We start from the raw sequence: 25,638 nt of genomic DNA, 5'->3' as shown, positions 1-25,638 counted from the left end.
TCACCACCGTGCCATGGCCGCTCGCCCCTCAGAGCAAGCGCCGTTCTCTCTCCAAAACTTTTTGCAGAACCTTCAGCACACTATCTGCGCGGCAAACCGGTACCAGATCCGGATGCCGAGCCGACCATTCCGTGCCACTCGCCTACCAGCTCACCCTGAACCCGACATTCCCGCCATAGGTCTGCACCCGATCGGCGAATTTGCCGTCGAAGGTAGAGAATACCGATGTGTTGCTGTCCCAGTTCAGCTTGATGCCGGCATTGACGGCGACCGCGTCTTCCGCCGCCGCAAGGCGTAGCCGGTACCGCTCGGAAGATTGGTTCGACCGAGCGGTCCGGCTCGAACCCATGCAGCCGGCCCATAGCCGCGAAATTTTTCTTCAGGCGGAAAGGACTGGCATCGGCTCCGCGACCGTTTCGGCCAACATCTCTCTCTGCACGGCCAGGAAGAACCTGCGCACTTCATCTCCGGCTGCTGTTCTGTCCCTGCCGGATCCGACAATGAGATCGAGTAACTCCGACGCCTTGGCCCTCCAGAACGAGGTGGCGGTCTCGCCATGCAGATTGCCGAGCTTGGCGGCAACCTCTCTGACCAAGAATACCTGACGGTCGATCGGGAATGCACGAACTTTTTCTGGGGACATCTTCCGAACCATGAGACTAACGCAACGAATCAACCATTGCCCAAGCAATGGCGTAGCCGGCAAAGTGGAAACGGAAGCTTAACGGCGCTGAAGTTGACGCGTGCCAGTGCAGTCTTCGGGGACGAACGGGCGCAGCGATACGCTCACGACAACGCCGTGAGTGTTCAAACGCAATCGCTGACGTTGCAATCGGGGCAAGCGAACCGGTGGACGGGGAGCCCTCAGGCCTGCAGCGCCCTCGCCTCACCGCCGCGCTTGCGCGGCGTCATCATATCCCTGGCCATCAGTCCGCTCGCGCGACAAAACGCCATGAACGCCCGGCAGGCATCCTCGGTCCTGACCACGTCCACCGTGGCGCCAAAGCAGGCGTTGAACGCTTTCTGATAGATCGGGCCCTGACGGCGCGCAGGCCAGTCCTGAAGAAAATCGAGCGCCTGTTCGACCCCGTAAATCTCCTCGACTGGCAGGCCGGGCGCGGGTGCGATGCGCACCGGCACCTCGAATTGCAGTCTGTCCATTTCCTATCTCCCGAACTGGCGTCACCGAGGCAACGCCGTTCGTCGTCAAAAAAGTTGCTTTGGTCGGCTTTTGGCTCAGAAATGTGTCGTCACTTGGGTCGCTAGAAAGGAAAGCAAACCGGGCAAAAACCGGCAAGACATCGCCCTATCCAGGACGAATATCCCGGAGCGCGACTGCATTGGGCAGTTCTTCCTTGAACCTTTTGCCCTCAAGTGCCAAATCTGGGGAGATTTTCACGTCGGCTCTCTTGCAGGGCCCTACCGGCTACACGGACAAAATGGTCACCTATCTCGACGCCGCCACGGCACCGCTCAGAAACACCGGACAGATTCGACTCTATGGCGAGGAGGGCTTTGCCGGTATGCGCAAGGCATGCGACCTCACCGCGCGCTGCCTCGACGAACTGGTGCCGATGGTCGAGCCCGGCGTCACCACCGAAACCATCGACCGCTTCGTGTTCGAATTCGGCATGGACCACGGCGCGCTGCCGGCGACTCTCAACTACCGCGGCTACACGAAATCGTCCTGCACCTCGATCAACCATGTCGTCTGCCATGGCATCCCCGACAACAAGCCGCTCAAGGATGGCGACATCGTCAACATCGACGTCACCTATATCCTCGACGGCTGGCACGGTGATTCCTCGCGCATGTATCCGGTCGGCACGATCAAGCGCGCCGCCGAGCGCCTGCTCGAAGTCACCCATGAATGCCTGATGCGCGGCATTGCTGCGATCAGGCCTGGCGCCCGCACCGGCGCCATCGGCGCCGCCATCCAGACCTATGCCGAGGGCGAGCGCTGCTCGGTGGTCCGCGACTTCTGCGGCCACGGCGTCGGCCAGCTTTTCCATGATGCGCCGAACATCCTGCACTATGGCAGCGCCAATGAGGGCGTCGAGATGCGGCCCGGCATGATCTTCACCGTCGAGCCGATGATCAATCTCGGCCGGCCGCACGTGAAGGTCCTGTCGGACGGCTGGACGGCGGTGACGCGGGACCGCTCGCTGTCGGCGCAGTACGAGCACACGATCGGCGTCACCGACACCGGTTGCGAGATTTTCACGCTGTCACCCAAAAAGCTCGACCGCCCGGGCCTGCCAGCTTAAAGCCCGTCGTCTAACGCGGCACGAGGCTGTCTAATGACGGTTGGGCACCGGGACCATTCGGCAGGTCGATGGTGACGACCAGTCCGTTGGGTTGGTTGTCCTGCAATTCGATTCTGCCGCCGTGACCCTGGATGATGTCGGCAACGATCGAGAGGCCCAGGCCGAAGCCATGCTTCGATGCAATGCCGCGCGACGCATCTTCCTTGAAGAATGGTTCGAAAACACGGGAGCGCGCCGTCATCGGAATGCCCGGTCCATCGTCGCCTACCGTGATGTGTGCCGCCATGTCGGTCGCCGTCAACGCGACCGTGACATTGCTGGCGAATTTGACCCCGTTGTCGCACAGATTCGCGATCGCTCGCGCCAGCGCATTGGGCTTGCACCAGCCCGGAAGCCTATCCGGTCCGGAATATGAGACTGGAAACCCGACATCGGAGAATTCGGCACAGACGGTTTGCAGAACGCTGGCAATGTCGGCGCGCTGCAGCTTCTCCGTCGAAACATCACTGCGCAGATAGGTCAGGGTCTCGTCGATCAGGACTTCGATGTGCTGGACATCGGACAGTATCGCGGTTCGGATGGGGCCATCATCCATGCGCTCGGCGCGAAGCCGCAGCCGCGTCAACGGCGTACGCAGATCATGACTAACGCTGCGCAACATGCGCGTGCGGTTTTCGATCATCGTCCGGATACGCGTTCTCATCCTGTTCAGCGCGCGCGTCAGGCCGACCATTTCTACGGAGCCGCGTTCGACGAAAAGCTCGTTGCCATTCTCGATCTCGGCCGAACCGACGGCTGCTGAGATGCGCTTCAACGGGTCCGTCACGGCCCATACAGCAAACAGCCAGATCAGGACGGGCAAGACGACGAAAGCCATGAACCTGTAGAAAGTGACGCGGACGAAGCCTGATGTCAGAAAAGAATCGGGCATGCCGAAATGAGCCAGGACGTCTCGCTCGTCCAGATCGACGACAAACGCGTATCGACCGCCGATCCTTATCCAGCGTCCGTCAATCGCCCCCCTGTCGATTCGGAAAAGCCATTCGATACTTCGCCATTGCAGATAGGAGTGCGGAATGCCGCGGATCTGTTCCTTAGACAGTATCTCGAAATCAAAACCGGCCCGCATAGCCGTTGCCAAAATTGCGCCACGCGCCGCCCCCACTGGCGTTTCGCGCAACAAGGCAGCCACAATGGCAGTCCGTCTGGCGCTATCTTCCGCCACCGGAAGGTCAACGTTCTCTATAAAATTTTCGACGACCGACCCGACGGACATGATCACAATCACCGCGATGAAAATGATTGCCGTGAACTGCCCACGCACGGATTGTGGCAGAAAACGGCGAATGAAGCCCCTCATGCTTCCTCCACCGTCGCCGTGAAGATGTAGCCGCCCAACCGGACAGTCCTGAGAAGCACCGGATCGCGCGCGTCCTTTTCGATCTTCTGGCGGATCCGGCTGATATGAACATCGACGCTTCGTTCGATCGGTCCGGCAAGGCCGGCATGGGTTGCGCCGAGAAGTTCCTCGCGAGAGAGAACCCGGCCCGCATTGCGGCAGAACGCGAGCAGCAGATCGAATTCATGCGTCGTCGTCGCAACCCGCGCGTTGCTCGGATCATGCAATTGTCGGCGTATAGGGTCGAGACGCCAGCCGTTGAAGCGAAGCACCTTCGATCGGTCCCGCTCGTCGGGAGCATAGGCCGTGCGGCGCAGCAACGCCCGTATCCGGGCCGTCAATTCGCGCGCGCTGAATGGTTTCGTCACATAGTCATCCGCACCGATCTCCAGTCCGAAAATACGGTCGATTTCCTCGCCGAGCGCGGTCAGCATCAGGATCGGAACGTTCGTTTTCGCGCGAAGACGGCGGCAGATGCTGAGGCCGTTTTCACCCGGCAGCATGACATCCAGCACGATGAGGTCGAACTTCTGGTTGCGAAGCGCGGCATTCATCTGGACTCCGCTCTCGGCGATTTCCACGATCATGCCGTTGTCGGTGAGTGTTTCACCCAGTATGCGCGCGATCTCGAGATCGTCCTCGACAATGAGGATACGCCAACCTTGCCCCGCCGATTTGGCTTCGGCGCTCAAATCGCTTTGGTGCCGTCGCTGTGCCATGTCGGAGTTTATCTAGCCTGCATTGGCGCCTGGGAAGGCGTCAGAACCGATATCCGACGAGAAGCATCCCTGAAGGCTGGATCTTGTCGACGACAACAGGGCTGTCGGCGGCGTCACCCAAGAGAACGCCGACCCCCGCTTCGCCGCGCACCATCCAGTTCTGGTTGAGCATATATGTGGCGGAAATCGAAAAATCGGCGCGCTTCAAACCCGCGCCGGCGTCATAGCGCGCCAGTCCCGAGCGAGCCGACTGTTCGGGCGTGACGCCGAAATAGGCTTGCATATAATTTTCGTCGGCGAAGACGGCCGACGCGCTGGCGCCGATCAGCAACGATTGGGACAGAGGTTGGGTCACCTCGATCCCCACCTTGCCCAACAGGCCATCGCTGCCGCCGATGGTCTTGTCCAGTTGCGCGAAGATTTCAGCCGGGCCGAACTTCGCCGCGGCCTTCGCGCCGACTGTCGCGCCCATGTCGACATCGCCCAAACCGCGCAGGTGATCGGAGTCGTCTTCCTGGCGGCCCATCTCATAGCCAAGCCGCGCACTCAATGCGAACGGTCCTTGGTCATAGACGGCGATGTTGGCGCCTGTCGGATCGATCGTCACCGTGTCGCGAAATGTTGCCGTGACGAAAGGCACCGGCATGATCTTGAACTCGTCGCTGCCCTCGTATTTGGGGGCGATGATGGCGCCGCCGCCAAGCACGACATGCCAGTCAGCCAGTTTCTGTTCGACGCGCCCAAAACGGGAAGGCTCGGGCGGCGGGCTAAAATCGTCGGAATTGACCGCAATGGCGTCGGCCGCCAGCGCGACCCCCGAATGCGTTGAAAACAGAATTGCCATCGCCGCAAGAGAGGCCCGGCCGGCGAATATTCCAGAATCGATCTTGGCGAACATGCGTGCTCCAGAACAGCGAGGCGGCGAGCCCCTGATGCTCTGACTATTTCAGGTGAAAGTGGCTGCATGCGTGAAGTGATGTTAAGTTTTGTTGCGCAATCGTGGTTTCATCTTGCCGCCGTATAAGAAAGCCGGAGGCTGTTAGCGGGAGCCGCCACCACCTGTCGCGAATCGTCTCGTGATCGGAGAACAGAACTGTTTCAATCCAGGCCGGAACGGTTCTAATGTCAGCGCCGGAGCAATGTGGGCGGCATATGGGGAACACGAGCGACGACGACGAGCGGAGTTTCTTCTCCGAAGCGCCGATGCGGCCAGCGGCGAAAGCCAAGGCGGCCGGCGAAAAGCCACATTATCTCGGCCATCGCGACCGCCTGCGCGAGCGCTTTGCCTCGGCAGGTCCGGACGCCCTGCCCGACTACGAACTTCTGGAACTTCTGCTCTTTCGCCTGATCCCTCGCGCCGACACCAAGCCGGCGGCCAAGGCGTTGCTGGCGCGCTTCGGCACGCTGGCAGAAGTGCTCGGGGCGCCGGTTGGCCTCTTGCGGGAGGTCAAGGGCATCGGCCCGGCGGTGGCGCTTGATCTCAAGATCGTCGCGGCAACCGCGCAACGCATGGCGCGCGGCGAGGTGCAGGGCCGCGAAATCCTCTCGTCCTGGACACAACTTCTTGCCTATTGCAGGTCAGCCATGGCCTTAGAGGCGCGCGAACAGTTCCGCATCCTGTTCCTCGACAAGAAGAACGCGCTGATCGCCGATGAGGTGCAGCAGACAGGCACCGTCGACCATACGCCCGTCTATCCGCGCGAAGTGGTCAAGCGCGCGCTCGAACTCTCGGCGACCGCCATTATCCTGGTCCACAACCACCCGTCAGGCGACCCAACACCGTCGCGCGCCGACATCGAGATGACGAAGGAGATCATCGACGCGGGCAAGCGGCTGGGCATTGGCGTGCACGACCACATCATCATCGGGCGGAAGGGATATGCCAGCATGAAGGGCCTGCTGCTGATCTGAGTGGTGAGTTCCAAAAGGTGAGCGCCTGAGCAAGCCGTGCCGCCTTGGACCCGCGATCCGGTCACGGCGGATCGGTGTTGCAACTGCCGGCCACTTGGTTGACCGCTTCACCGAACCCGGCGAGGTTGAAATCGGCCTCGCCGCGTCCCGACAGCAGCCCGAATCGCCACGAAAGCTGGAGCCGGTCGGCGGCAACAAGGCGCCTGATGCCATCGGCGCCATCGAGCACCAGCATCCTGCCGCGCGGCCCGACCGACCAGCTCTCATCGAACTTGCTGCCTTGGTCGAGCGTGACCGACATGGTGATCTTGCGGCTGGCCGAGACACCGTCATTCAGTTGCAGCCATTCGGTCCAATGCGGCTCGCCGTTTGCCCGGCAGGCAATCGTCAAGATCGGGCTGTAGCTCAGGGCCCCGCCCCCGGTGATCAGCTTGTTGGTGGCATACAGCGAGGCCGTGACGAGGCCGTCCTCGCCCGTTTCGAACCGCCAATTGTCAAGCACGGCTTCGGCACGGGCAATGCCGCAGACCGAGACCAGGATCAACGCAACTGCCGCAGCGTATCCCATTTCGACGAACAGCCTCAACACGTCCTCCAACAACCCAAGCGGCTGCAATAGAAGCGCAAATAATGATCAAAGCTTGGTCGCCACAGGCCGTCGTGCGCAAAGCGCATCGGCTGTTGCAGTTTAGCAACGAAAAGGCCGCCTCGAGGGCGGCCTTTCCTGTTCCAGTGAAATGCTGGTGTTATTCAGCGTCCTTGGCGGCCTTCTTCTTCGGCGCGGCCTTCTTCTTGGGCTCTTCGGCGTCGTCGGCCTTCTTGTCGTCGGCCTTCTTGGCGGCGGCTTTCTTCGCCGGCTTCGCCTTGACGGCGGTTTCGTCCTCCTCGTCGTCGGCCAGCAGCTCTTCCTTGCTGACCTTGACGTCGGTAACCGAAATCTGGCCGAGCAGATGATCGACCACCTTCTCTTCGAACATCGGCGCCCGCAACGTGTTCAGCGCTTCCGGGTTGTTGCGGTAGAATTCGAAGACTTCCTGCTGCTGGTTGCCCGGATAGCGGCGCACCTGCTCGAACAGGCCGCGCTGCAACTCCTCGTCCGACACGGTGACGCCGGCCCTCTCGCCGATTTCAGCCAGCACCAGGCCGAGGCGCACGCGGCGCTCGGCAAGACGCAGATACTCGGCACGCGCCTCTTCTTCCGTCGTCTCTTCGTCGGCGAAGGTGCGTCCGGCTGCTTCCAGGTCGCGATTGACCTGCGCCCAGATGTTGTTGAACTCGGCGTCGACGAGCTTCGACGGCGCCTCGAACGAGTAGGACGCGTCGAGCTGGTCGAGCAACTGGCGCTTGACCTTCTGGCGCGTCATGGCGCCGAACTGGTTCTCGATCTGGCCGCGCACGACGTCGCGCAGGCGCTCCAGCGACTCCAGGCCGAGGTTCTTGGCCGTCTCGTCGTTGATTTCCAGCGCGCCGGGCTGGGACACTTCCTTGACCGTGACGTCGAAGGTCGCTTCCTTGCCGGCCAGATGCGCCGCCTGGTAGTTTTCCGGAAAGGTCACGGTGACCTGCTTTTCGTCACCGGCCTTGGCGCCGACAAGCTGATCCTCGAAGCCGGGGATAAACTCCTTCGAGCCCAGCACCAGCGGCTGATCGGTGCCGGCGCCGCCATTGAAGGCCTCGCCGTCGATCTTGCCGACATAATCGATGGAGACGCGGTCGCCAATGGCGGCCTTGCCAGTCTTCGGCTCGTAGCTGCGCGCCGATTCGGCAACGCGCTGGACCTGCTCGTCGATCTCGGTATCAGGCACGTCGAATACCTGGCGTGTCACCTTGATGTCGGAAAAGTCCTTGATCTCGATCGCCGGAATGATCTCGTAGTTGAGGCGGAACTCGAAATCGGCGCCGCCAGCCAGGATCTTCTCGGCTTCCTTCTCGTCCTCGGTCATGATGACTTCGGGCTGCATGGCAGCCTTTTCGCCACGCCCGGTGATGATCGAACGGGTCGAATCGTTGAGGATCTCATTGACCACTTCGGCCATGAACGACTTGCCGTAGACCTTGCGCAAGTGCTGCACCGGCACCTTGCCGGGACGGAAGCCGTTGATGCGGACCTTGTTCCTGGCATCCGAAAGCCGCGCCATCAGCTTGGCTTCCATGTCACCGGCCGGCACGGTGATCTTGATCTCGCGCTTGAGACCGGAGTTGAGCGTTTCGGTGACCTGCATCGTAAAACCTTTGTTTTCACCAATGAGACTGCACGGCCTCTGCCGTTTACAGCCTGCCGGTATATTCTTGCCGGGAATGGCTTTTGGTACGGAACCTGGCGATTTGACCGAAAATACGGCTCAAACTCTCCCAAACTGCGTTCCAAAATGTGAATAAGTTCTTGTTTTTCCTACTTCTTATCACATTCTGTAGAAGCGGATCGTCGCGTCCCGTCACATTTGACACGCCTTTTGTCACAGGCGAGGCTAATTTTCAACAGTCTTCGCATTCCGGCGAATAACCAACATTCTGGCCCTAACCCAACATCATCTTGTCTGACATTGACAGAATGATGGCTACATGGGATTGCCGGTCCATGCGGATGTGGCGGAACTGGTAGACGCCCTGGATTTAGGTTCCAGTGCCGAAAGGCGTGGGGGTTCGAGTCCCTTCATCCGCACCAAATTCTTGGCCCCGAGTTTCTTCCTGACATCAGTGCCTACGCTTCGAACACTTGCCTAGTAAGCCACTCTGCCAACCTGGCAAGTTCCGGCCCCAATACACGGTCGGCATCGACCGGCGGCACGATCTTTCTTATATCCGCGACGAAAGCCTGAAGCGCCGGCGGCGGCGCGCGTTCCGTGACGTAGAGCGCCTGCGAGGCCATCATCGCCAGCATCGCCATGGCGGCATCGACGCAACGGCCGGCGGTCGCTTCCTTGGTCCATGCGAAGAACGCCGTGGTGGCAACATCGTCCTGCCCGGCGCCAGCGGATTCCGTTCCGGGAATGAAGGTGCGCTGCGCCACCAGCTTGGCTTGCTCAAGATAGCCGGTGATCGCCATCGGCACATAGCCGACATTGCCGTGGCCGTCGCTGTCGGCTGAGTGCCGTCCGGCCATCAAGAGGTCTGGCAGCAGCGACACCTTGCCGTTCAGGAGTTTTGAGGCGTGACGGTCGCAGAGCAGGCAGATATCGGCCCATATCGCTGCCAGATCGTCCAGTGCCGGCGTCGCCATGGCGTTGTGATAGCCGCCGGTGCTGATGCAGCGGCCGAGCGGATGCGCATCGTCGGGCGGGATATAGACCGGATTGTCCGATATCGAGGCCAACGATACGGTGGCCGCCCGCTCGGCTGTCGACAATGCGCGATGCGCCTGGCCGAGCACGCGCGGCACGATACGGTAGCTGACCGGCGCCTGGTAGTTGCGTCGCCCATCGCCGGCGCCGACCAGAAATTCCCGCAACCCGCGCAGTGCCGCTGCTTCATGCTCGTCACCCCAGAGCATGTCGAGAGCCGCGTCGTAGTGCTCGAGCGGCGCGCGAAACGCTTCGATCGACAGCGCGAACACCTTTTGCGCCATGCGGAGGCGGCGGCGCGCAGCGAGCGCTGCGTCCGCCACCAGAGCGGCAGCGCAGGGCGAGCCGTTGATCAGCGAGCCCCGTTCCTTGACCTCCAGATCGAAACGCGTCGAAAGCTCGGCAAACAGCGGATAGAGTGCCAGGATCTCGCCGGCGCCGCCCTGGCCAGAGGCTGGCACCGTTGGCATCGGCCCACCATCGAGCATTGCGGCCACGGCAAGCGCGATGCGCGGCGTGGTGGCGGCATTGCCCTCAATGAAGTTCGTCAGGCGGGCAAGCGCGATCGCCCGGACCACGCGATCCGGCAAGGGATCGCCGAACGAAGTCGCGGCGGCAAACGCCTTGATGCGCGCATGACGGTCCCGCTCGTCGAGTTCGAGCTTGCGGCTCGCCAGTTCCCCCATGGCGGTGGTGACGCCATAAATGACCGGTGGCGGGTCGGATTCAATCAGCTTGAGGAATGAAGCGCGGCATTCGGCGATGCGCCGCAAGGCCGTTTCACCGATCTCCACCGTGTCCTGCTTCCAGGCAACGCGGAAAACAGTGTCGAGGTTGATGTCCTCGCGCGTCGACAGGCTAACTGGCATGCTTCACACCACGGCAGGAAGGGACACTAACAACGAACACTAATAGAGTGGTTCCTCGAACAGCGTCTTGTCGCCGTCCACCAGCGCCTTGATCTGCGCGGTGCCGTCACCAGCGAGCGCGAGCCGGATCCCGAATGGCCGCACCCGCATGTCGTTCTGGATCGCCATCCCCTCGCCTTCCGGCAGGTAGAAGCGCTCGATGCCGTAGTCCGGCGCGATGGTCGCCGCTTCGCCGCGAAGATCCCAGCCCTCGGCGACGTGGCCTGATATATCGGCTTCGTCGGCAGTGGCCGGCGTTGGCGCCTTGCCTAACCAGGCCATCGTCGGCTGCCAATAGCCATCGGCACCCTTCTTCAGGCGGACGACAATCGGGGTGTCGTCGCTGGAAAATTTATCGGGCGGAATATCAGCGATCATTTTCACCGGTATCCGCGAAATCTCATAGCCGAGGATGATGTAGTCGCCGCGCAGGAGATCGCGCGGATCGATGGGTTCGACCTTCAGCAGCACGTCCTTGCCGTTGCGCAATATCGCCGCCCGGCCGGCGATGATCCAGCTCAGGAAACCGATCTGGACGAGCGCCAGCACCAGCGCCGAGATAACAAGTCTTTTCCCGGTCATCATGCCGTGGCTCCCCCGGTGACTGGACCCCTCATACGTTTTTCGACGCGGATGATGACCAGCGCAAGGATGCCGAGCAGCACCGCGGCGGCCAGGAAAAAGCCGGCCGTATCGAGCATCGATTGCAAGGTCACCACATAGATGATGGCGAGTTCGAAGGCGAAGCCGGCATAGGCAAGCCAGCGCAACCCACGGCTCTCGCGTCCTGCCAGGACGACTGCCGCGACTATGCCGGCAAGCGCGACCACCGAAGCGATGGCGAAACCACTGTTATAGGTGCTCTCGTCAGCCAGTTCGAACTGGATCATCGCCAAGCCGGTAAGGAAGCCGAAAAGCGCATGCAAGGGCAAGCGGCCGCCAAGCTGCACGATTCTGTCGACCGGGTCCGGTGCGACGACAGAGGCCGCGAACAGGAGCATCGAGACGATGACCAGCGGGATCGCCACCTGCAGCGTATCGTGGTTGGTGACCAGCAGCACCAGATAGAACAGCACCGACAGGATGATCAGGTGCCGTGCCGGCTGGCTGCGGGTCCAGAACGAAACGGCAAACAGCACGATCGCCATGACGACGAAGGCATGCGGAAATTCGCTGCGGCTGTAGTAGTCGAAGCCTTTCAGGAACAGCCAGGCATCGGCAATGCCGACAGAAGCGACGGTCAGCGGGTTCGAACGCAGCGCGACTGCCGCCAATGCCGTGCCGGAGCCCCAGGTGACCAAAGCCGACGCCTCGTCGCCGGACAGATGATACATCTGGCCGATCAGCGCGATCGAGCCGCCGAAAGCGGCTGCCGCCACGATCCACAGCGCCTCGCCGATCGCCGTATGGTCGCGCGTCTTCAACAGCGCGCCGCCGACATAGCCGCCAAGGATGACCGCGAAGAGTGCCAGAACGCGCGCCAGCCGCGGGATCGCGTCCCAGTTGGCGGCGACGAAAATCAGGATGGCGGCGCCGAACAGCAAGGCAGCCATCATCGCCAGGATCGAGCCGAAGCTGAGCGACTGGCGCTCGTTGGCCTCGACATCGCGCGCCAGCACGTCGGCCGTCGTGGCGTCGATCAGCCCGGCCTGCTGCCAGCGTGCGATATCCGCCCTGACCCGCGACGAATAACCCGCCATGTCGCTTCTCCCCCGGTTTGGTCTTTTTTTCAGCCGACCCGGTCAAACCGTTGACGCAACGGCATTTTCCGATTCGGGTCTTTTTGTGTCAGGTCCGTGAACGCGCGTTAATGCTGCATTGCACAATTTGCATTGCTGCCATGCAGCCATAGCGCTTTTAAATCGATATGGGTCCGCCTATTTATAGTTCGTACACAAACGGAATGATCCGCAAGAAAGACGAAACGAGAACTACCATGAACCTGATCCGCAACTACCGCAACTGGCGCCGCTACAGGGACACCGTGTCCGAGCTGAGCCGCCTGAGCAACCGTGAACTGACCGACCTCGGCATCAGCCGCAGCGACATTCCTTACGTCGCTCGCAAGGCGGTCTAATTCTTCGGACCGCAAATGGTCCGAACCAGTTTTGAAAAAGAGAACGACAATGAACCTGATCCGCAACTATCGTAACTGGCGCGTTTATCGCGAGACGGTTACCGAGCTGGGTCGCCTTTCGAACCGCCAGCTGCATGATCTCGGTATCGTCCGCGACGAAATCAAGATCGTCGCCCGCCGGGCGATCTAACCAGAATTTCGCCAGGGTCGACCTCCTCCCCGACCCTGACGGATCCGGTCAACCTTCACCTCCTCCCGAGGGTTGACCACAAAAACGGCGCCCGCCGCACCTCCTCCCGCGGCGGGCGCTGTTTCCCCGGGCAAAAACAAATTTTGCCCCAAAGGGTTTCGCCCCTTTCAAAAACAGCGAAGAGATTTCGTCAAAGCCGACCTCCTCCCCGGCAATGACGAATACGGTCGGCCTTCACCTCCTCCCGAGGGTCGACCCCCAAAACGACACCCGCCGGACCTCCTCCCCCGGCGGGTGTTGTTGTATTCAGGGGTTGATTCTTCGAGCCGCTGTTTGCCCCGCACCACGCACGGCAATTGCAATCGCCGCATCAAGCGATTATTCCGGCGCTCATGAGCAAAAATCCCATCCATATCATCGGCGGCGGCCTCGCCGGCTCCGAAGCTGCCTGGCAGGCAGCGCAAGCTGGCGTTCCCGTCATCCTGCATGAAATGCGGCCCGTTCGCGGCACCGATGCCCACAAGACCGATAGCCTGGCCGAGCTGGTTTGTTCCAACTCCTTCCGCTCCGACGACGCCGAAAACAACGCTGTCGGCCTGTTGCACGCCGAAATGCGGCTGGCCGGCTCATTGATCATGAGCGCCGGCGACGCCAACCAGGTTCCGGCCGGCGGTGCGCTTGCCGTCGACCGCGACGGATTCGCCGACGCGGTGACGAAAAAACTCGAAGCACACCCGCTGATCACCATCCAGCGCGAGGAAATACCGGGCTTGCCGCCGGCGGATTGGGATCAGGCGATCATTGCCACGGGTCCATTGACCGCGCCCTCACTTGCCCAGTCGATCGCCGAAGCAACCGGCGCCGATGCGCTCGCCTTCTTCGACGCGATCGCGCCAATCGTCCATTTCGACACGATCGACATGGATATCTGCTGGTTCCAGTCGCGCTACGACAAGGTCGGGCCCGGCGGCACCGGCAAGGACTACATCAACTGTCCGATGGACAAGGACCAGTACCTTGCCTTCGTTCAGGCGCTGATCGACGGCCAGAAGACCGAATTCAAGCAATGGGAAGGCACACCCTATTTCGACGGCTGCCTGCCGATCGAGATCATGGCCGAGCGCGGCGTCGAGACGCTGCGCTACGGGCCGATGAAGCCGATGGGGCTCACCAATGCCCACAATCCGACGGTAAAGGCCTATGCCGTCGTCCAGCTACGACAGGACAATGCGTTGGGTACGCTCTACAACATGGTCGGTTTTCAAACCAAGCTGAAGCATGCCGAACAGGTGCGCGTCTTCCGCACCATACCGGGTCTCGAAAACGCCGATTTCGCCCGCCTCGGCGGCCTGCACCGCAACACCTACATCAACTCGCCGACCTTGCTGGACGCCTCGCTGCAACTGAAGTCGCGTTCGGGCTTGCGTTTTGCCGGCCAGATCACCGGCTGCGAAGGCTATGTCGAAAGTGCTGCCATCGGCCTGCTCGCCGGGCGCTTCGCGGCCACTGAGCGGCTCGGCCAGGCACCGTCCCTGCCGCCGCTCACCACGGCTTTCGGCGCCTTGCTCAATCACATCACCGGCGGCCACATCGTTTCAGACGACGAGCCGGGAAAGCGTTCCTTCCAGCCGATGAATGTCAATTTCGGCCTGTTCCCGCCCGTCGAAGCCCCTAAAGCCGAGGGCAAACGCATGCGCGGCAAGGACAAGACCGTCGCCAAGCGCCACGCCATCACATCGCGTGCACACGCCGATTGCCGGCAATGGTTGGGGTTGGCGGCGCAAACGGAAACGGCCGAAGCGGCGGAGTAGCCAGCTTTCTCTCTGATTGGACCTTAGGCGTCAAGTAGGATACTATCCCACTTCTTGCCTAAGAGAGACAGCCATGGAATCCGCCGAGAAACTATCCGTCACCGTCACGCCCGCAATGGCGCGCATGATCCGCGACAAGGTCGAAGATGGCTCCTTCGGATCGGCCAGCGAGGTCATCCGTGCAGCCCTTCGCGCCTTCCAGCGCGAAGAGGAAGAGCATGCCGAGCGCATGGCGTCGATCAGAGCCCGGGTGAAGGCGTCGATCGAGGATACAAGGCCGGGCCATTCGGGAGAAGAGGTTCGCACTCACCTCCGGGGACTCTTCGCCCAGTATTCGAGCCGTGCTGATGATTCGGCGGCTTGAGGTCGAGTATCGTGAAGATGCCAGAAATGATTTGGCCAACATTTTCAGACATATAGTCGAGGCCAGCGGAAGTCCTGACGTCGCGCTGAAGTTCGTTCTGCGCATCGAAGACCGGTGCCAGAGCATCGGCAACGCGCCTCGCGGCGGTCGTTCCCGCGACGACATCCTGCCAGGATTGCGAACAGTTCCGTTCGAGCACTCTGCAGTCATCGCTTACATCGTCGACGATAACTTCGTCCGCATCGTCAACATCTTCTATGGCGGTCGCGACTATGAGACTCTGATGCGTGATGGCGGATCGAGCGAACCATCCTGAGGCGATAGTTATTCAGCCGGCTCCGCACCTGCCATCGGCAGCCCCGGTTTGCCGGCCTCGCTTGGATTTCGCCTGACATAGGCAGCCTTCAGCGTCTCCGACGTTTCGCGCGAGCCGTCATGGCTCCAGCCGGGAGGCTTGATCAGATAATTCAGGCGCTCGTTCAAGGTCAGGCCGGGCGCGAAGGCGTCCCTGAACATACCGATCCATTCATGGAACGCCACTTTCAGCGGATTGAAGGTGCCGAGATTCCTGACGATGCCATAGCGCGGCCGGTCTTCTTCCAGTTCCCCGACGAAGGTGCCGAACATGCGGTCCCAGATGATCAGCGTGCCGGCGTAGTTGGCGTCGAGATAGCGCGGATTGGTGGCGTGGTGGACGCGGTGGTGTGACGGCGTGTTGAAGACGAACTCGAACCAGCCCCACATCTTGCCGATGGTCTCGGTGTGGATCCAGAACTGCCAGACCAGATTGAAGCCGAAGGTGAAGGCAATGACCGCCGGATGAAAGCCAAGCAGCACCAGCGGCGCCTGCAGCACGAACATGAAGGTGAACAGCCCGGTCCAGCTTTGCCTGAGCGCCGTCGACAGATTGTAGTGCTGGCTGGAATGGTGGTTGACGTGCTCGGCCCACACCCAGCGCACCCGGTGCGCGATGCGGTGATAGAAATAGTAGCGCAGATCATCGAGCAGGAAGGCGGCGAGGAACACCCAGACCGACAGGCCGAGATTGAAGACGCGGAATTGCCAGAGCCACAGCAGCGCCCAGTAGGACACGACGCCAAGCAGCAGCCCGGCAACGACATTGCCGGTGCCCATCATCAGGCTGGTCAAGGTGTCGCGCGTCTCGAACGATCCCTTGGCGCGGCCGGTTCGCACCAGCCAGAGCTCGATCAGGATCGCGGCAACGAAGAACGGGATGGCAAGCTGCGTGACTTGCGGAAAATCATAGCTGTCCATCATGCAGCCTCTCTGGCGGAACTTGGATGTTGCGGCTGAAGCGCTTTCAGCAAGCCTTGCGCATCCGCTGCGCTGGCAAAGCGGAAGCAGCCGCCCTTCCAGGTGAAATCGGCGAGCCGGAACGAGACCGTATTCACATCTCCGAAGTTCAAAACCGCGACATCTTCGGGCGTGACGATGCGGGTCAAAAAGCAGTCGCCGACGCTATGAACGATCCCGATGCGCCCTAGCCCGATATCCAGAAATGCGGTCCTGGCATCCGCCGTCAGGCGCACCAGCGTCACCTTCTCGTCAGGAAAATCCTCGGCGAAGCGGCTCATTGCTTGATCGGCGCCGGCTAGCGTCGCCGTCTTGCTGCCGCCGGTCAAATGCACCGCGGCAACCGACAGCGCAATGCCTAGGGCGACGATCGCGACCAACAAAGGCAAGCTCATGAACGGGTATCTCCTCCGGCCGGCCTGTCGTCTGCGGCAACAGTTTCGGCTCGGGGACTCTAGCATGATTGACGTTTACGTCAAAATGCCGGCCAGCCCCTGGTCGCACGACGCAACAACAGCCAATGCCGGCGCAAGGCCGACAGCCGCGCCACGCCGTCGAGCGGCGAGCCGCGCTCCATTTTCGTGAGATAGGCGCGCGACAGGGCCAGCGGCAGAAATGCTGGACGCAGCGAGACCGGCAGAGCCGCAGCACCCTGCTCGAAGGCGGAAAGATGGTCCCGCGCCAGCGCCATCATCGCCGCCACCGCGCGTTTGGCGCCAGGACCGCCGTCGCCAGTGAGAAACTCCTGCGGCGAAGAACCTGCCGCAGCAAGGATATCGGCCGGGACAAAACACTGTCCGCGTTTGCGGTGCAACGGCAGCAACAGCAGCAGGCCCGTCATCGCCTGCGCGCAGCCGGCCCTGCCCGCCAATTCGGCAAAGCGTGGCGCCTCGCCGGGGTCGAGCACCATCGCCGCAAGCTGGATGAGTGCGGCGGCCGTCTCGCCGCAATAGCCTTCCAGATCGGTGCGCGATGGCATCGGGTCGTCGTAAAGGTCGAAGATGCGCGCATCGAGCATGTTCTCGAAGGCCGGCTTCGGCAGATTGAATGTCGCTATGGTGGCATTCAAGGCTTCGGCTGTGGGATGGCCGACGCCCGCTTCTCCGCCGGCGGCAATGACATCGCGCCACCATTGCAGCCGCACCTCGCCTGGCAGCGCCTCGTGGATGCGATCGCGAATGCCAGCGATTTCGGCATTGAAGGCATAGAGCGAAAACAGCGCGTCGCGCTTGTCTGCCGGCGCATAGAGCGCGGTGAGATAGCGGTCATGGTCAGCGGCGCGCACCGCGTCCATGACGATTTTGGCATTCTCGGACATCTCAGTCGACGGCTATGAGCGCGGCAGCTACGGCGCGCTCTTCCGCCAGAAGGACATTGTAGGTCCGTACCGCTGCACCGGTCGACATCGGGTCGGACGCAATGCCGGCCACCTTCAGCGCGGCCCGCAGTGCGGCGGGCAATGGCCTGAGATCCCTGCCCATGCCGACCAACAGGATCTCGACCTTGTCGGCCTCAGTCAGCAGCTTGTCGAAATCCGCCACCGTCAGCGCCAGAGGATCCTCCGGTTCCCAGCCATGGATGCCGGATGGCAGACAGAGCAGCGAGCCGCGATGCGACATGTCGGCAAAGCGGAACCCGCCATTGCCGTAGGCTTCGATCGGCGCGCGGCCAGGAAAATGCGCCTCGCGGATGACGATGCCTTTGCTGGTCACCGTTTTGTCACCCCTTCAGGGCGGCGCGTCAGGTCGCGACCGCCTTGCCGCCGCCGGCCGGCTTCTCCTCGTCTGCCGAAGCCTGCGGCCGCAGCTTGAACAGGATCAGCAGCGGTGCGGCGATGAAGATCGACGAGTAGGTGCCGAACACGACGCCGAACAGCATCGCCATGGTGAACGAGCGGATGACCTCGCCGCCGAACAGCACCAGCGCCAGCAGCGCCAGGATCGTCGTCACCGAGGTCAGCGTCGTTCTCGACAGCGTCTCGTTGATGGCGTTGTTCAAGAGTTGCGGCAGCGGCATCCGCTTGTATTTTCGCAGATCCTCGCGAACACGGTCATAGACCACGATCGTATCGTTCAGCGAATAGCCGATAATCGTCAGGATAGCCGCCAGCGATGACTGGTTGAATTCGAGGCCGGTGATGACAAAGAAGCCGAGTGTCATGACCACATCGTGCACTGTCGCCACGATAGCGCCGACCGCGAACTGCCATTCGAAACGGAACCAGACATAGATCAGGATACCGACCAGCGCGACCAGCATGGCGATCGTGCCTTGCTTGGCAAGTTCGCCCGAGACGGTCGGCCCCACCACTTCGACGCGGCGGAAATCATAATTGTCCTGCAGCTCGCCGCGCACCTTGTCGATGACGGTCTGCTCGGCATTCTCGCCGCCATCCTGCGAGCCGACACGGATCAGCACGTCGTTCGGATCGCCGAACTGCTGCACCTGGACTTCACCGATGTTGAGTTCGGTCAGCCGCCCGCGGATATCGGCGATGTCGGCGTTGCCGCTCTTGGCCTTCACCTCGATCAGCGAGCCGCCCTTGAAGTCGATGCCGTAATTGATGTCGACGGTCATGAACAGCACGACCGAGAGGACCGAAAGGATGCTCGACAGCGCGAAGGTCCAGCGGCGGATGCCCATGAAGGGGATCTTCGTGCCGGGGGGAATGAAGGTTACCGGCGCCTTCGGCAACTCCTTCGGGCGGGCCCGGCGCAGCCAGATCGAGACCAGCAGACGGGTGAAGGTGAAGGCGGTGAAGACCGTGGTCAGGATGCCGATGGCGAAGGTGATGGCAAAGCCCTTCACCGGCCCGGTGCCGAGATAGAACAGCACCACGGTTGCAATCAGCGAGGTGACGTTGGAATCGACGATGGTCGCCAGCGCCTTGGTGAAACCGGTATCGATCGCCTGGATCACCGAGCGGCCGTTTCGTCGTTCCTCGCGGATACGTTCGTAGATCAGCACGTTGGAATCGACCGCCATGCCGATGGTCAGCACGATGCCGGCGATACCAGGCAAGGTCAGCGTCGCGCCGAGCAGCGACAACAGTCCGACGATCATCGCCACGTGCACCGCCAGCGCGATGTTGGCAAGGAAGCCGAGGAAGCCGTAGGCCACGAACATGAAAACGACGACCAGGATCGAACCGATGATGCCGGCGACCTTGCCGGCATGGATGGAATCCTGGCCGAGACCCGGTCCAACTGTACGCTCTTCGATCACCGTCAGTGTCGCGGGCAAGGCGCCGGCGCGCAGCAGCACGGCAAGGTCGTTGGCGCTCTGGGCGGTGAAGTTACCCGAGATCTGGCCGGTGCCGCCAAGGATCGGCTCGCGGATCTGCGGCGCCGAGATCACCTGGTTATCGAGGATGATGGCGAACAGCTTGCCGACATTCTGTGAGGTCGCCTGGCCGAAACGCGCGGCACCCTTAGAATCGAAGCGGAACGAAACCACCGGCTCGTTGTTCTGCGAATTGTATGTCGCCTGCGCATCGACGAGGTTTTCGCCCGAGACGATGACGCGGTTTTCGATCAGATAGGGAACCGGCGGGTCGTCCTGCGAATAGAGCACCGACGAACCGGCGGGGGGGCGGGCGTTGAGCGCGTCCTGCACCGGCATCGACTGGTCGACCATCTGGAAGGTCAGCTTGGCGGTCTGGCCAAGGATTTCCTTCAGCCTTTGCGGGTCCTGAAGACCCGGCACCTGGACGAGGATACGGTCGTCGCCTTGCCGCTGCACGATAGGTTCGGTCGTGCCCAGTTCGTTGACGCGGCGCTCGACCACCTCGATCGACTGCGTCAGCGCCGTCGATGTGCGGTATTTGACGCCGGCGTCGGTGACGTTGAACTTGAGCAGGCCGGGCTCGGAATCGTCCAGCGTCATTTCCTGGATGGAGCCGCCGGTGAACAGGCCGGCAGCGACCGGATCGGTCAGCGTCTTCAGTGCTGTCTTGGCGGCATCGAGCTGGGCGGGATCGGTGATGCGGACCTGCAAGGTCCGCCCCGTGCCGGCAAGGCCGGTATAGCCGATCTTGGCGTCACGCAGCAATGTGCGGATTTCGTCGCGCGTCGTCTCCAGCCGGTCCTTGATCAGATCGTTCTGATTCATCTCCAGCAGGATGTGCGAACCGCCCTGCAGATCGAGGCCGAGCGTCATCTGGCGCTTCGGCACCCAGTCGGGAAGCTTGGCCAAGGTACTTGCAGGGATGAGATTGGGCGCGGCGAGGATCACCGTGATGGCAACGGCCACCCAGATCAGGATCATCTTGAAGCGCGAAAAATACAACATATGGCGTCGTCCGTCAGAGCGTGTCCGCGGATCGCTCCGCCTACAATTCGGTTATTTCTTGGCGTTCTGGTTGGCCACCGGCTCGCCCTTGACGCGCACATCGGCGATCGTCGAGCGCAGCGCGGTCACCTTGGTGCCGCCGCCGAGGTCGATCTCGAGCTCATTGTCGTCGATCACCTTGGTCACCTTGCCGACGAATCCGCCGCCAGTGACGACCGTATCGCCGCGACGGACCGCGGCCAGCATCTCGCCGCGCTTCTTGAGCTGCGTACGCTGCGGCCGGATGATCAGAAAATACATGATCACGAAAATCAGGACAAACGGCAAAATGCTGATGAACATGTCGGGAGAAGCGCCGATACCTTGGGCGTATGCCGGTGTCACGAACATCGAGGTACTCCTGAATTTTGAAAACAGCCGCCAAACCATGGTTTGGCGGCCCCTTGAAATTTGGCCGGAATATAGTCGGTAAAGTTGTCAATGCAACTGCGCGGCCGGCCAAATCGGCTGCTTTTCCGGCCTGTTGAGCCGTGTTAGAGCATGATCGCAAAAAGCGCGAGCCGGTTTTGCGAAAAGATCACGCTCGAACAAAAGGTTGCAACCGGTTTTGTATCAGGCGGAATCGGACAGCCTCACGCTCCCGCACGTCAAAAACGAGAAAACAAAAGACCGACATGACCGACAGCAGCATTGAAGCCTTGAACCAGAAACTCGACCGGCTGATCGAGGCGGTGACCCGCCTCGCCCCGCCGCCGGTGCCCCAAACCGACCTCGGCGAGGCCGATTGCTTCGTATGGCAGGCCGATCCGGGCTATCTGGAGCCGGTACGCAGGGTTAACCGCGTAGACATCGGCCTGATCCGTGGCGTCGACCGTGTCCGCGACATTCTTGTCGACAACACGGAACGCTTCGCCGCCGGCTATCCCGCCAACAATGTGTTGTTGTGGGGCGCGCGCGGCATGGGCAAATCGTCGCTGGTCAAGGCCGTGCATGCTCAGATCAACGCCAAGGCCAAGTCCGACATGCCGTTGAAGCTGATCGAAATCCACCGTGAGGACATCGACACGCTGCCGAAGCTGATGGGCTTGCTCAAGGCAGCCCCCTTCCGCTTCATCCTGTTTTGCGACGACCTCTCCTTCGACCATGACGACACCTCCTACAAATCGCTCAAGGCAGCGCTCGAAGGCGGCGTCGAGGGCCGCCCGGCCAATGTCATCTTCTATGCCACCTCGAACCGCCGCCACCTGTTGCCGCGCGACATGATCGACAATGAGCGCTCGACCGCCATCAACCCGTCCGAAGCGGTCGAGGAGAAGGTTTCTCTGTCCGACCGGTTCGGCCTGTGGCTCGGCTTCCACAAATGTTCGCAGGACGAGTATCTCGATATGATCGACGGCTATGTCCGGCACCATGGCCTTGTCATGGATCCCGACCAGCTGCGCGCCGAAGCATTGGAATGGGCGACTACCCGAGGCAGCCGCTCGGGCCGCGTCGCCTGGCAGTTCACCCAGGATCTGGCCGGCCGGCTCGGCAAGCCGCTGAAGGATTGATGCGTTGGATTGCGTCACCAACGCAATCCAACGGCAAGGTCATTTGGGCCGCGGTGCCCGTCGCAAGTCACGCGGCGTTTGGCCGATCTCGCGGCGCATCCAATGCGCCAGATGTGACTGATGTGCGAAGCCCGTCAACTCCGCCACCTCGCTTGTGCTGAGATCGCCTCGCTGCAACAGGACGCGTGCGCGTTCGACGCGACGTCGTAACACGTAGCGGTGCAGGGTAAAGCCCGTCGCCACCTTGAACCATGTCCGCAAATGCGAACTGCTCGCGCCGGCAACCCGGCTTAGTCGATCGACCGAGAGGGGCTCGTGTAATGCGGCCTCAATGTGCTCCAACACGCGCTTGAGCTGGGTATCCGACAACCGGTTCGTTCGATCGATACCAGGATCATCGAGGCCAAGCAGCCTCACCGCGAGTGCGGCGCCAATGCTGTCGGCAAACAAGGAACCACTCGGCGCGTTTGCATTGAGATCGCTCTCGAGTGCTCGAGCAAGATGTTCGATGCGCGGGTCCCGAAGCAGGTGGCGTGTGTCGAGCCGCAATGCTCGCGCCTTGCCACCAAGTTCCGCCGCCACCCTTTCCATCAAGGCCGGCCGCAATGCAATCTCAACGGTGTCGAACGGGGTTTCGGCCTCGAAACCGCCCTCTTGGCCGGCGGGTACCAGGTCGATATCGCCGGCTCGCCTCACGAAATATCGTCCAACCTCATTGCAGTAAGAGCGCGTCGCCGCGCTTGCATGCACCATGATGCGATGGTGTGACACCCGCGACAGACGATGGACGCCTGCTTCGACATGCCGGGAAACCATCGTTACGTGGGACGAGGATTGGTCCGAAGCGAATTGCGAACGCATGCTCTCTCGATTCATGGCAAAATCTGTTGAAGATTTGGCAATTCTCGCGCGATTTTCAATGCCGCGAACCTGTACTTCCGCCTCTCCATCAAGGTTGAAAGAGAGGTTGCGATGAGTTTCTATGTTGTTGTCGGTGCAGGGCCGGTTGGAAGCGAGACCGCTCGCCTTCTTGGCGAGGAAGGACATGATGTCGTTCTCACAAGCCGAAGCGTCGGCTCGAACACGTTGCAGAACGTGCGGGCCATACAAGCCGACGCCACGGATGCCTCGGAACTGTCACATATCTGCCGAGGCGCCGATGCCATCTTCATGTGTGCCATGGCCACATATCATCGGTGGCCAACCGACTTTTTCCCCATCATCGACGGCACCGTTCGCGCGGCGGAAGCGGTCGGCGCGAAGCTCATCGTGCTCGGAAACCTCTATGGTTATGGGGAAAATGCCGATAGCCCGCTTCGCTCCGACCTGTCCCTGGACCCGACTTCGAAGAAAGGAACCGCCAGGACCATCATGTGGCAGCGGGCGGTCCGTGCCAATGTGCCGGCGATCGAAGTACGGTCCAGCGACTATCTGGGACAGGGCGCAATCAGCTATTTCTCACTGGTCGCGCTGCCCTCCATTATCGAGGGCAAGCCTACCGCCTTCATTGGAGACCTCGACGCAACTCATGCCTGGAGCTTCACCAAGGACGTCGCCAGGACACTTGTCGCGGCCTCCCGCTACACGGGTGAATGGGGACGGGCGTTTCATGTTCCCTCGCAACACGCCTCCCCCCGGGAACTCATCTTGAAAACCGCAGCGATGCTTCGCCGGGAGGTTTCAGAAGTACGTTCCTATTCGGTCTCCGAGATGGAAGCATTGGGCATGCATGAGCTTATCGAGATGAGCTACCTCTTCGAAAGGCCCTTGCTGGTCGATTCCTCCGACGCAGAGGCACTCTTAGGGGTGAAGGCCAACAGCCTTGAAGTGATGATCGCCGACACGCTCCGCGATCATCTTTGAGTCTTGAGGAACAAGCATCTAGCAACCAACTGAAAAAGCCCGCTCCTTGCGCAACGGGCTGAGCCGGCGGGCCGGACTGGAGGTCAGACGGCCCGCAAATTGCTTTTTTTCTTCTATTCGAGATAGCCTCGACTATTCGAGATAGCCGGACGGATCGACCGGAGCCGAATTCTTGCGCACTTCGAAGTGCAGCTTTGGCGAGTCCGTCGTGCCGCTCATGCCCGACAGCGCGATTTCCTGGCCGCGCTTGACCTTCTGGCCGCGCTGCACCTCGATCGAGCTGGCGTGGCCATAGACGGTGACCAAGCCATTCTCGTGACGCACCAGCACCGTGTTGCCGAATTCCTTGAGCCCGTCGCCGGCATAGATGACGACACCGTTTTCGGCCGCCTTGACCGGCGTTCCCGCCGGCACGGCGATGTCGACGCCGTCCTTGCCGGAACCGAAACCGGAGATCACGCGGCCGCGCACTGGCCAGCGCATCTTGCCGATGCCGGTGGCGTCAGGCGCGACGGCGTCGTCGTCCTCGGCCTGCTGGATGACCTTCGAATCTTTCTTCGGCGGCGTGTAGGACGCCAGCGTTTCCGACGGCGTGGTCTTTGCCGCTGGCTGCGTGGTGGCCGTGGTCACAGGATCGATCTTGGCAGGCTTGGCGCTGGCGACCGTCGCGGCCCCACCAGTCGGCACCTTCAGGGTCTGGCCGATCTTGAGCAGTCCATCCTTCATCTCGTTGGCCTGCTTTAGAGCAACGACGCCAACGCCGGTCTTCCTCGCAATCGAAGACATCGTATCGCCCGACTGGACCGTGTAGGTGCCGGCAGCGCCAGTCGCCTTGGCGGCGGCCATCTGCGGCTTGGGCTCCTTGGGCTGGTTTGCGGCAGCCGACGTGTCGCCCTGAGCGGCGGACTTGCCCTCCTTCAGCTTCGGCTGCTGTGGCAGCACCGCGACCTTGTCGGGTGCCGTGGCCGGCAGGTCATGCTTGCCGTCTTTCGCCGGCTTGGCGTCGGCGACTTTCGGCTCGCCTTTGCTCGAGTAGGCATAGGCCGGGATGACCAGCTTCTGGCCGGTCTTCAGACCCTTGGTGGCGCTCAGTCCGTTGACCTTCATGATCACGTCGGCCGGCACCTTGTAGTGCTGAGCTATGCCGGAAATCGTTTCACCGTCCCTGACGACGATCTCGGTCGCATGCGGCGTGCCGGCCGCTGCCACGCGCGGGGCATCGGGCTGCGCAACCTTGAACGGCGATGCGGCCGGACCGACGGTACCGGTCGTGGTCCTGTCGACATGCGGCGCCGGAGCCAATGCGGTGCGCGTCGGCTTTGCGGCGGGCGCCAGTGCGGGAGCCGGCTGCGCCTGGGCAACGGGTGGCGGCAGCGGCCGCGTCGAGACCGGCTCGAGGCTGGAGCGGCTGACCGACTGTGTGTGGCTGCCATCGATGGCAGCGGCCGCGACATCGCCCGGATAGGGCTGCTGTACGGCATCCTGCTTGTTGATGATGGTGCGCTGATTGTTGGTCGAGGATGTAAAGACGTCATCGACGCCATTGAACCGCGAAACCTGGGAACTGCACCCCGCCGCAGCACCGGCGACCATGAGGACAGCGCAACCCCGCAGCAGATTGCGTCCGTTTGTCTTCAAAACACTGAGTTGCATCGCACTAACCCGCACATACCCGGTACAAACTAGGCATGATT

Annotated in this window: 29 protein-coding genes and 1 tRNA gene; 11 read left to right on the top strand and 19 right to left on the bottom strand. The window is 61.6% G+C overall.

Features of this window, described 5'->3' with window-relative positions:
- Positions 1-142: 142 nt before the first annotated feature.
- The 3 genes from NKJ06_RS20525 to NKJ06_RS20515 all read right to left on the bottom strand — a co-directional run bounded on the left by NKJ06_RS20525 (position 143) and on the right by NKJ06_RS20515 (position 1,161).
- Entirely contained in the window at positions 143-349 is a 207-nt protein-coding gene (locus tag NKJ06_RS20525) for an autotransporter outer membrane beta-barrel domain-containing protein (protein ID WP_352628042.1), read from the bottom strand.
- A 30-nt stretch (positions 350-379) separates the two neighbouring features.
- Positions 380-655, bottom strand: a complete 276-nt coding sequence (locus NKJ06_RS20520) for a DUF6074 family protein (protein WP_502905643.1) — start codon at positions 653-655, stop codon at positions 380-382.
- Positions 656-864: 209 nt separating this feature from the next.
- The gene (locus tag NKJ06_RS20515; RefSeq protein ID WP_352628041.1) at positions 865-1,161 is read right to left on the bottom strand and encodes a DUF982 domain-containing protein; all 297 of its coding nucleotides are present in this window, start codon (positions 1,159-1,161) and stop codon (positions 865-867) included.
- Positions 1,162-1,439: 278 nt separating this feature from the next.
- Here NKJ06_RS20515 and map point away from each other — a divergent pair, with 278 nt between their 5' ends.
- Positions 1,440-2,267 carry a type I methionyl aminopeptidase gene (map, locus tag NKJ06_RS20510; protein ID WP_352628040.1) on the top strand — a complete coding sequence of 276 codons (828 nt, stop codon included), beginning with the start codon at positions 1,440-1,442 and terminating at the stop codon, positions 2,265-2,267.
- A 10-nt stretch (positions 2,268-2,277) separates the two neighbouring features.
- Here the strand turns inward: map and NKJ06_RS20505 are convergent, their stop codons facing one another.
- A complete protein-coding gene (locus NKJ06_RS20505) occupies positions 2,278-3,198 on the bottom strand; it encodes a sensor histidine kinase (protein ID WP_502905642.1) in 921 nt (306 codons plus the stop codon).
- A 6-nt stretch (positions 3,199-3,204) separates the two neighbouring features.
- Here NKJ06_RS20505 and NKJ06_RS35840 point away from each other — a divergent pair, with 6 nt between their 5' ends.
- Positions 3,205-3,657, top strand: coding sequence for a hypothetical protein (locus NKJ06_RS35840; RefSeq protein ID WP_502905641.1), 453 nt, complete (start codon positions 3,205-3,207; stop codon positions 3,655-3,657).
- On the opposite strand, the gene NKJ06_RS20500 is transcribed toward NKJ06_RS35840, so the two are convergent.
- Both NKJ06_RS20500 and NKJ06_RS20495 read right to left on the bottom strand, forming a co-directional pair.
- Positions 3,624-4,385, bottom strand: a complete 762-nt coding sequence (locus tag NKJ06_RS20500; protein WP_352628038.1) for a response regulator — start codon at positions 4,383-4,385, stop codon at positions 3,624-3,626. The two genes, NKJ06_RS35840 and NKJ06_RS20500, sit on opposite strands and share 34 nt — an antisense overlap.
- A gap of 40 nt (positions 4,386-4,425) precedes the next feature.
- Positions 4,426-5,283, bottom strand: a complete 858-nt coding sequence (locus NKJ06_RS20495) for a MipA/OmpV family protein (protein WP_352628037.1) — start codon at positions 5,281-5,283, stop codon at positions 4,426-4,428.
- A 254-nt stretch (positions 5,284-5,537) separates the two neighbouring features.
- On the opposite strand from NKJ06_RS20495, the gene radC reads away from it, so the two are divergent.
- Positions 5,538-6,296, top strand: a complete 759-nt coding sequence (radC, locus tag NKJ06_RS20490) for a RadC family protein (RefSeq protein WP_352810470.1) — start codon at positions 5,538-5,540, stop codon at positions 6,294-6,296.
- A gap of 61 nt (positions 6,297-6,357) precedes the next feature.
- Here the strand turns inward: radC and NKJ06_RS20485 are convergent, their stop codons facing one another.
- Both NKJ06_RS20485 and tig read right to left on the bottom strand, forming a co-directional pair.
- Positions 6,358-6,882 (bottom strand): hypothetical protein, encoded by a 525-nt coding sequence (locus NKJ06_RS20485; protein WP_352628035.1) that lies wholly within the window; start codon positions 6,880-6,882, stop codon positions 6,358-6,360.
- Between the two features lie 160 nt (positions 6,883-7,042).
- On the bottom strand, positions 7,043-8,518 hold the full coding sequence (gene tig / locus NKJ06_RS20480; protein WP_352628034.1) for a trigger factor: 1,476 nt from the start codon (positions 8,516-8,518) through the stop codon (positions 7,043-7,045).
- A gap of 358 nt (positions 8,519-8,876) precedes the next feature.
- Between tig and NKJ06_RS20475 the strand changes: the two genes are divergently transcribed.
- A tRNA-Leu gene (locus NKJ06_RS20475) sits at positions 8,877-8,961 on the top strand.
- A 36-nt stretch (positions 8,962-8,997) separates the two neighbouring features.
- Here the strand turns inward: NKJ06_RS20475 and NKJ06_RS20470 are convergent.
- The 3 genes from NKJ06_RS20470 to NKJ06_RS20460 are packed head-to-tail and all read right to left on the bottom strand — an operon-like array spanning position 8,998 to position 12,185.
- On the bottom strand, positions 8,998-10,446 hold the full coding sequence (locus NKJ06_RS20470) for an aromatic amino acid lyase (protein ID WP_352628033.1): 1,449 nt from the start codon (positions 10,444-10,446) through the stop codon (positions 8,998-9,000).
- Positions 10,447-10,485: 39 nt separating this feature from the next.
- Positions 10,486-11,070 (bottom strand): GDYXXLXY domain-containing protein, encoded by a 585-nt coding sequence (locus tag NKJ06_RS20465; RefSeq protein WP_352628032.1) that lies wholly within the window; start codon positions 11,068-11,070, stop codon positions 10,486-10,488.
- A complete protein-coding gene (locus NKJ06_RS20460; RefSeq protein WP_352628031.1) occupies positions 11,067-12,185 on the bottom strand; it encodes a DUF2157 domain-containing protein in 1,119 nt (372 codons plus the stop codon). The genes NKJ06_RS20465 and NKJ06_RS20460 overlap by 4 nt, the downstream gene beginning before the upstream one ends.
- 236 nt (positions 12,186-12,421) lie before the next feature.
- Between NKJ06_RS20460 and NKJ06_RS20455 the strand changes: the two genes are divergently transcribed.
- The 5 genes from NKJ06_RS20455 (at position 12,422) to NKJ06_RS20435 (ending at position 15,243) form a co-directional block, all read left to right on the top strand.
- Entirely contained in the window at positions 12,422-12,562 is a 141-nt protein-coding gene (locus tag NKJ06_RS20455; RefSeq protein ID WP_013531315.1) for a DUF1127 domain-containing protein, read from the top strand.
- A gap of 49 nt (positions 12,563-12,611) precedes the next feature.
- Entirely contained in the window at positions 12,612-12,752 is a 141-nt protein-coding gene (locus tag NKJ06_RS20450; protein ID WP_013895120.1) for a DUF1127 domain-containing protein, read from the top strand.
- A 392-nt stretch (positions 12,753-13,144) separates the two neighbouring features.
- Positions 13,145-14,563 (top strand): methylenetetrahydrofolate--tRNA-(uracil(54)-C(5))-methyltransferase (FADH(2)-oxidizing) TrmFO, encoded by a 1,419-nt coding sequence (gene trmFO / locus NKJ06_RS20445; RefSeq protein ID WP_352628030.1) that lies wholly within the window; start codon positions 13,145-13,147, stop codon positions 14,561-14,563.
- A gap of 73 nt (positions 14,564-14,636) precedes the next feature.
- Positions 14,637-14,927 carry a type II toxin-antitoxin system ParD family antitoxin gene (locus NKJ06_RS20440; protein WP_352628029.1) on the top strand — a complete coding sequence of 97 codons (291 nt, stop codon included), beginning with the start codon at positions 14,637-14,639 and terminating at the stop codon, positions 14,925-14,927.
- On the top strand, positions 14,911-15,243 hold the full coding sequence (locus tag NKJ06_RS20435) for a type II toxin-antitoxin system RelE/ParE family toxin (protein WP_352628028.1): 333 nt from the start codon (positions 14,911-14,913) through the stop codon (positions 15,241-15,243). Before NKJ06_RS20440 ends, NKJ06_RS20435 begins: the two co-directional genes overlap by 17 nt.
- Before the next feature lie 8 nt (positions 15,244-15,251).
- Here NKJ06_RS20435 and NKJ06_RS20430 read toward each other — a convergent pair whose 3' ends face one another.
- The 6 genes from NKJ06_RS20430 to yajC all read right to left on the bottom strand — a co-directional run bounded on the left by NKJ06_RS20430 (position 15,252) and on the right by yajC (position 20,921).
- Positions 15,252-16,202 carry a sterol desaturase family protein gene (locus NKJ06_RS20430; protein ID WP_352628143.1) on the bottom strand — a complete coding sequence of 317 codons (951 nt, stop codon included), beginning with the start codon at positions 16,200-16,202 and terminating at the stop codon, positions 15,252-15,254.
- Positions 16,202-16,576, bottom strand: a complete 375-nt coding sequence (locus tag NKJ06_RS20425) for a hypothetical protein (RefSeq protein ID WP_352810472.1) — start codon at positions 16,574-16,576, stop codon at positions 16,202-16,204. Before NKJ06_RS20425 ends, NKJ06_RS20430 begins: the two co-directional genes overlap by 1 nt.
- 140 nt (positions 16,577-16,716) lie before the next feature.
- Entirely contained in the window at positions 16,717-17,559 is an 843-nt protein-coding gene (locus tag NKJ06_RS20420) for a phytoene/squalene synthase family protein (protein WP_352628026.1), read from the bottom strand.
- Between the two features lies 1 nt (position 17,560).
- Positions 17,561-17,953, bottom strand: a complete 393-nt coding sequence (locus NKJ06_RS20415) for an Mth938-like domain-containing protein (protein ID WP_352810467.1) — start codon at positions 17,951-17,953, stop codon at positions 17,561-17,563.
- Between the two features lie 28 nt (positions 17,954-17,981).
- Positions 17,982-20,531, bottom strand: a complete 2,550-nt coding sequence (gene secDF, locus NKJ06_RS20410) for a protein translocase subunit SecDF (protein WP_352628024.1) — start codon at positions 20,529-20,531, stop codon at positions 17,982-17,984.
- A gap of 51 nt (positions 20,532-20,582) precedes the next feature.
- The gene (gene yajC / locus NKJ06_RS20405) at positions 20,583-20,921 is read right to left on the bottom strand and encodes a preprotein translocase subunit YajC (RefSeq protein WP_027024896.1); all 339 of its coding nucleotides are present in this window, start codon (positions 20,919-20,921) and stop codon (positions 20,583-20,585) included.
- Between the two features lie 284 nt (positions 20,922-21,205).
- On the opposite strand from yajC, the gene NKJ06_RS20400 reads away from it, so the two are divergent.
- A complete protein-coding gene (locus NKJ06_RS20400) occupies positions 21,206-22,081 on the top strand; it encodes an ATP-binding protein (RefSeq protein WP_352628023.1) in 876 nt (291 codons plus the stop codon).
- Positions 22,082-22,120: 39 nt separating this feature from the next.
- Here the strand turns inward: NKJ06_RS20400 and NKJ06_RS20395 are convergent, their stop codons facing one another.
- A complete protein-coding gene (locus NKJ06_RS20395; protein WP_502905644.1) occupies positions 22,121-22,957 on the bottom strand; it encodes a helix-turn-helix domain-containing protein in 837 nt (278 codons plus the stop codon).
- Positions 22,958-23,053: 96 nt separating this feature from the next.
- On the opposite strand from NKJ06_RS20395, the gene NKJ06_RS20390 reads away from it, so the two are divergent.
- Positions 23,054-23,944, top strand: coding sequence for an NAD-dependent epimerase/dehydratase family protein (locus NKJ06_RS20390; protein ID WP_352628022.1), 891 nt, complete (start codon positions 23,054-23,056; stop codon positions 23,942-23,944).
- A 132-nt stretch (positions 23,945-24,076) separates the two neighbouring features.
- Here the strand turns inward: NKJ06_RS20390 and NKJ06_RS20385 are convergent, their stop codons facing one another.
- Positions 24,077-25,597 carry a peptidoglycan DD-metalloendopeptidase family protein gene (locus NKJ06_RS20385; RefSeq protein WP_352810466.1) on the bottom strand — a complete coding sequence of 507 codons (1,521 nt, stop codon included), beginning with the start codon at positions 25,595-25,597 and terminating at the stop codon, positions 24,077-24,079.
- Positions 25,598-25,638: the final 41 nt, after the last annotated feature.

Source organism: Mesorhizobium sp. M0293 (assembly GCF_040321735.1).
GTDB lineage: Bacteria > Pseudomonadota > Alphaproteobacteria > Rhizobiales > Rhizobiaceae > Mesorhizobium.
Note: the sequence above shows the minus strand (reverse complement) of the source record. Positions and strands in the feature narration are given on the sequence as shown.

What these genes read in the sequence shown, in the direction of transcription:
- NKJ06_RS35840 (WP_502905641.1), top strand. Translation starts at nt 3,205, where the DNA reads ATGAGCCAGGACGTCTCGCTCGTCCAGATCGACGACAAACGCGTATCG.
- radC (WP_352810470.1), top strand. Translation starts at nt 5,538, where the DNA reads ATGGGGAACACGAGCGACGACGACGAGCGGAGTTTCTTCTCCGAAGCG.
- NKJ06_RS20420 (WP_352628026.1), bottom strand. Translation starts at nt 17,559, where the DNA reads ATGTCCGAGAATGCCAAAATCGTCATGGACGCGGTGCGCGCCGCTGAC.
- NKJ06_RS20505 (WP_502905642.1), bottom strand. Translation starts at nt 3,198, where the DNA reads ATGCCCGATTCTTTTCTGACATCAGGCTTCGTCCGCGTCACTTTCTAC.
- secDF (WP_352628024.1), bottom strand. Translation starts at nt 20,531, where the DNA reads ATGTTGTATTTTTCGCGCTTCAAGATGATCCTGATCTGGGTGGCCGTT.
- NKJ06_RS20385 (WP_352810466.1), bottom strand. Translation starts at nt 25,597, where the DNA reads ATGCAACTCAGTGTTTTGAAGACAAACGGACGCAATCTGCTGCGGGGT.
- NKJ06_RS20395 (WP_502905644.1), bottom strand. Translation starts at nt 22,957, where the DNA reads ATGAATCGAGAGAGCATGCGTTCGCAATTCGCTTCGGACCAATCCTCG.
- NKJ06_RS20440 (WP_352628029.1), top strand. Translation starts at nt 14,637, where the DNA reads ATGGAATCCGCCGAGAAACTATCCGTCACCGTCACGCCCGCAATGGCG.
- NKJ06_RS20400 (WP_352628023.1), top strand. Translation starts at nt 21,206, where the DNA reads ATGACCGACAGCAGCATTGAAGCCTTGAACCAGAAACTCGACCGGCTG.
- NKJ06_RS20450 (WP_013895120.1), top strand. Translation starts at nt 12,612, where the DNA reads ATGAACCTGATCCGCAACTATCGTAACTGGCGCGTTTATCGCGAGACG.
- NKJ06_RS20435 (WP_352628028.1), top strand. Translation starts at nt 14,911, where the DNA reads ATGATTCGGCGGCTTGAGGTCGAGTATCGTGAAGATGCCAGAAATGAT.
- NKJ06_RS20455 (WP_013531315.1), top strand. Translation starts at nt 12,422, where the DNA reads ATGAACCTGATCCGCAACTACCGCAACTGGCGCCGCTACAGGGACACC.
- NKJ06_RS20465 (WP_352628032.1), bottom strand. Translation starts at nt 11,070, where the DNA reads ATGATGACCGGGAAAAGACTTGTTATCTCGGCGCTGGTGCTGGCGCTC.
- NKJ06_RS20525 (WP_352628042.1), bottom strand. Translation starts at nt 349, where the DNA reads ATGGGTTCGAGCCGGACCGCTCGGTCGAACCAATCTTCCGAGCGGTAC.
- map (WP_352628040.1), top strand. Translation starts at nt 1,440, where the DNA reads ATGGTCACCTATCTCGACGCCGCCACGGCACCGCTCAGAAACACCGGA.
- NKJ06_RS20460 (WP_352628031.1), bottom strand. Translation starts at nt 12,185, where the DNA reads ATGGCGGGTTATTCGTCGCGGGTCAGGGCGGATATCGCACGCTGGCAG.
- NKJ06_RS20495 (WP_352628037.1), bottom strand. Translation starts at nt 5,283, where the DNA reads ATGTTCGCCAAGATCGATTCTGGAATATTCGCCGGCCGGGCCTCTCTT.
- NKJ06_RS20500 (WP_352628038.1), bottom strand. Translation starts at nt 4,385, where the DNA reads ATGGCACAGCGACGGCACCAAAGCGATTTGAGCGCCGAAGCCAAATCG.
- NKJ06_RS20515 (WP_352628041.1), bottom strand. Translation starts at nt 1,161, where the DNA reads ATGGACAGACTGCAATTCGAGGTGCCGGTGCGCATCGCACCCGCGCCC.
- tig (WP_352628034.1), bottom strand. Translation starts at nt 8,518, where the DNA reads ATGCAGGTCACCGAAACGCTCAACTCCGGTCTCAAGCGCGAGATCAAG.
- NKJ06_RS20520 (WP_502905643.1), bottom strand. Translation starts at nt 655, where the DNA reads ATGGTTCGGAAGATGTCCCCAGAAAAAGTTCGTGCATTCCCGATCGAC.
- trmFO (WP_352628030.1), top strand. Translation starts at nt 13,145, where the DNA reads ATGAGCAAAAATCCCATCCATATCATCGGCGGCGGCCTCGCCGGCTCC.
- NKJ06_RS20430 (WP_352628143.1), bottom strand. Translation starts at nt 16,202, where the DNA reads ATGGACAGCTATGATTTTCCGCAAGTCACGCAGCTTGCCATCCCGTTC.
- yajC (WP_027024896.1), bottom strand. Translation starts at nt 20,921, where the DNA reads ATGTTCGTGACACCGGCATACGCCCAAGGTATCGGCGCTTCTCCCGAC.
- NKJ06_RS20390 (WP_352628022.1), top strand. Translation starts at nt 23,054, where the DNA reads ATGAGTTTCTATGTTGTTGTCGGTGCAGGGCCGGTTGGAAGCGAGACC.
- NKJ06_RS20470 (WP_352628033.1), bottom strand. Translation starts at nt 10,446, where the DNA reads ATGCCAGTTAGCCTGTCGACGCGCGAGGACATCAACCTCGACACTGTT.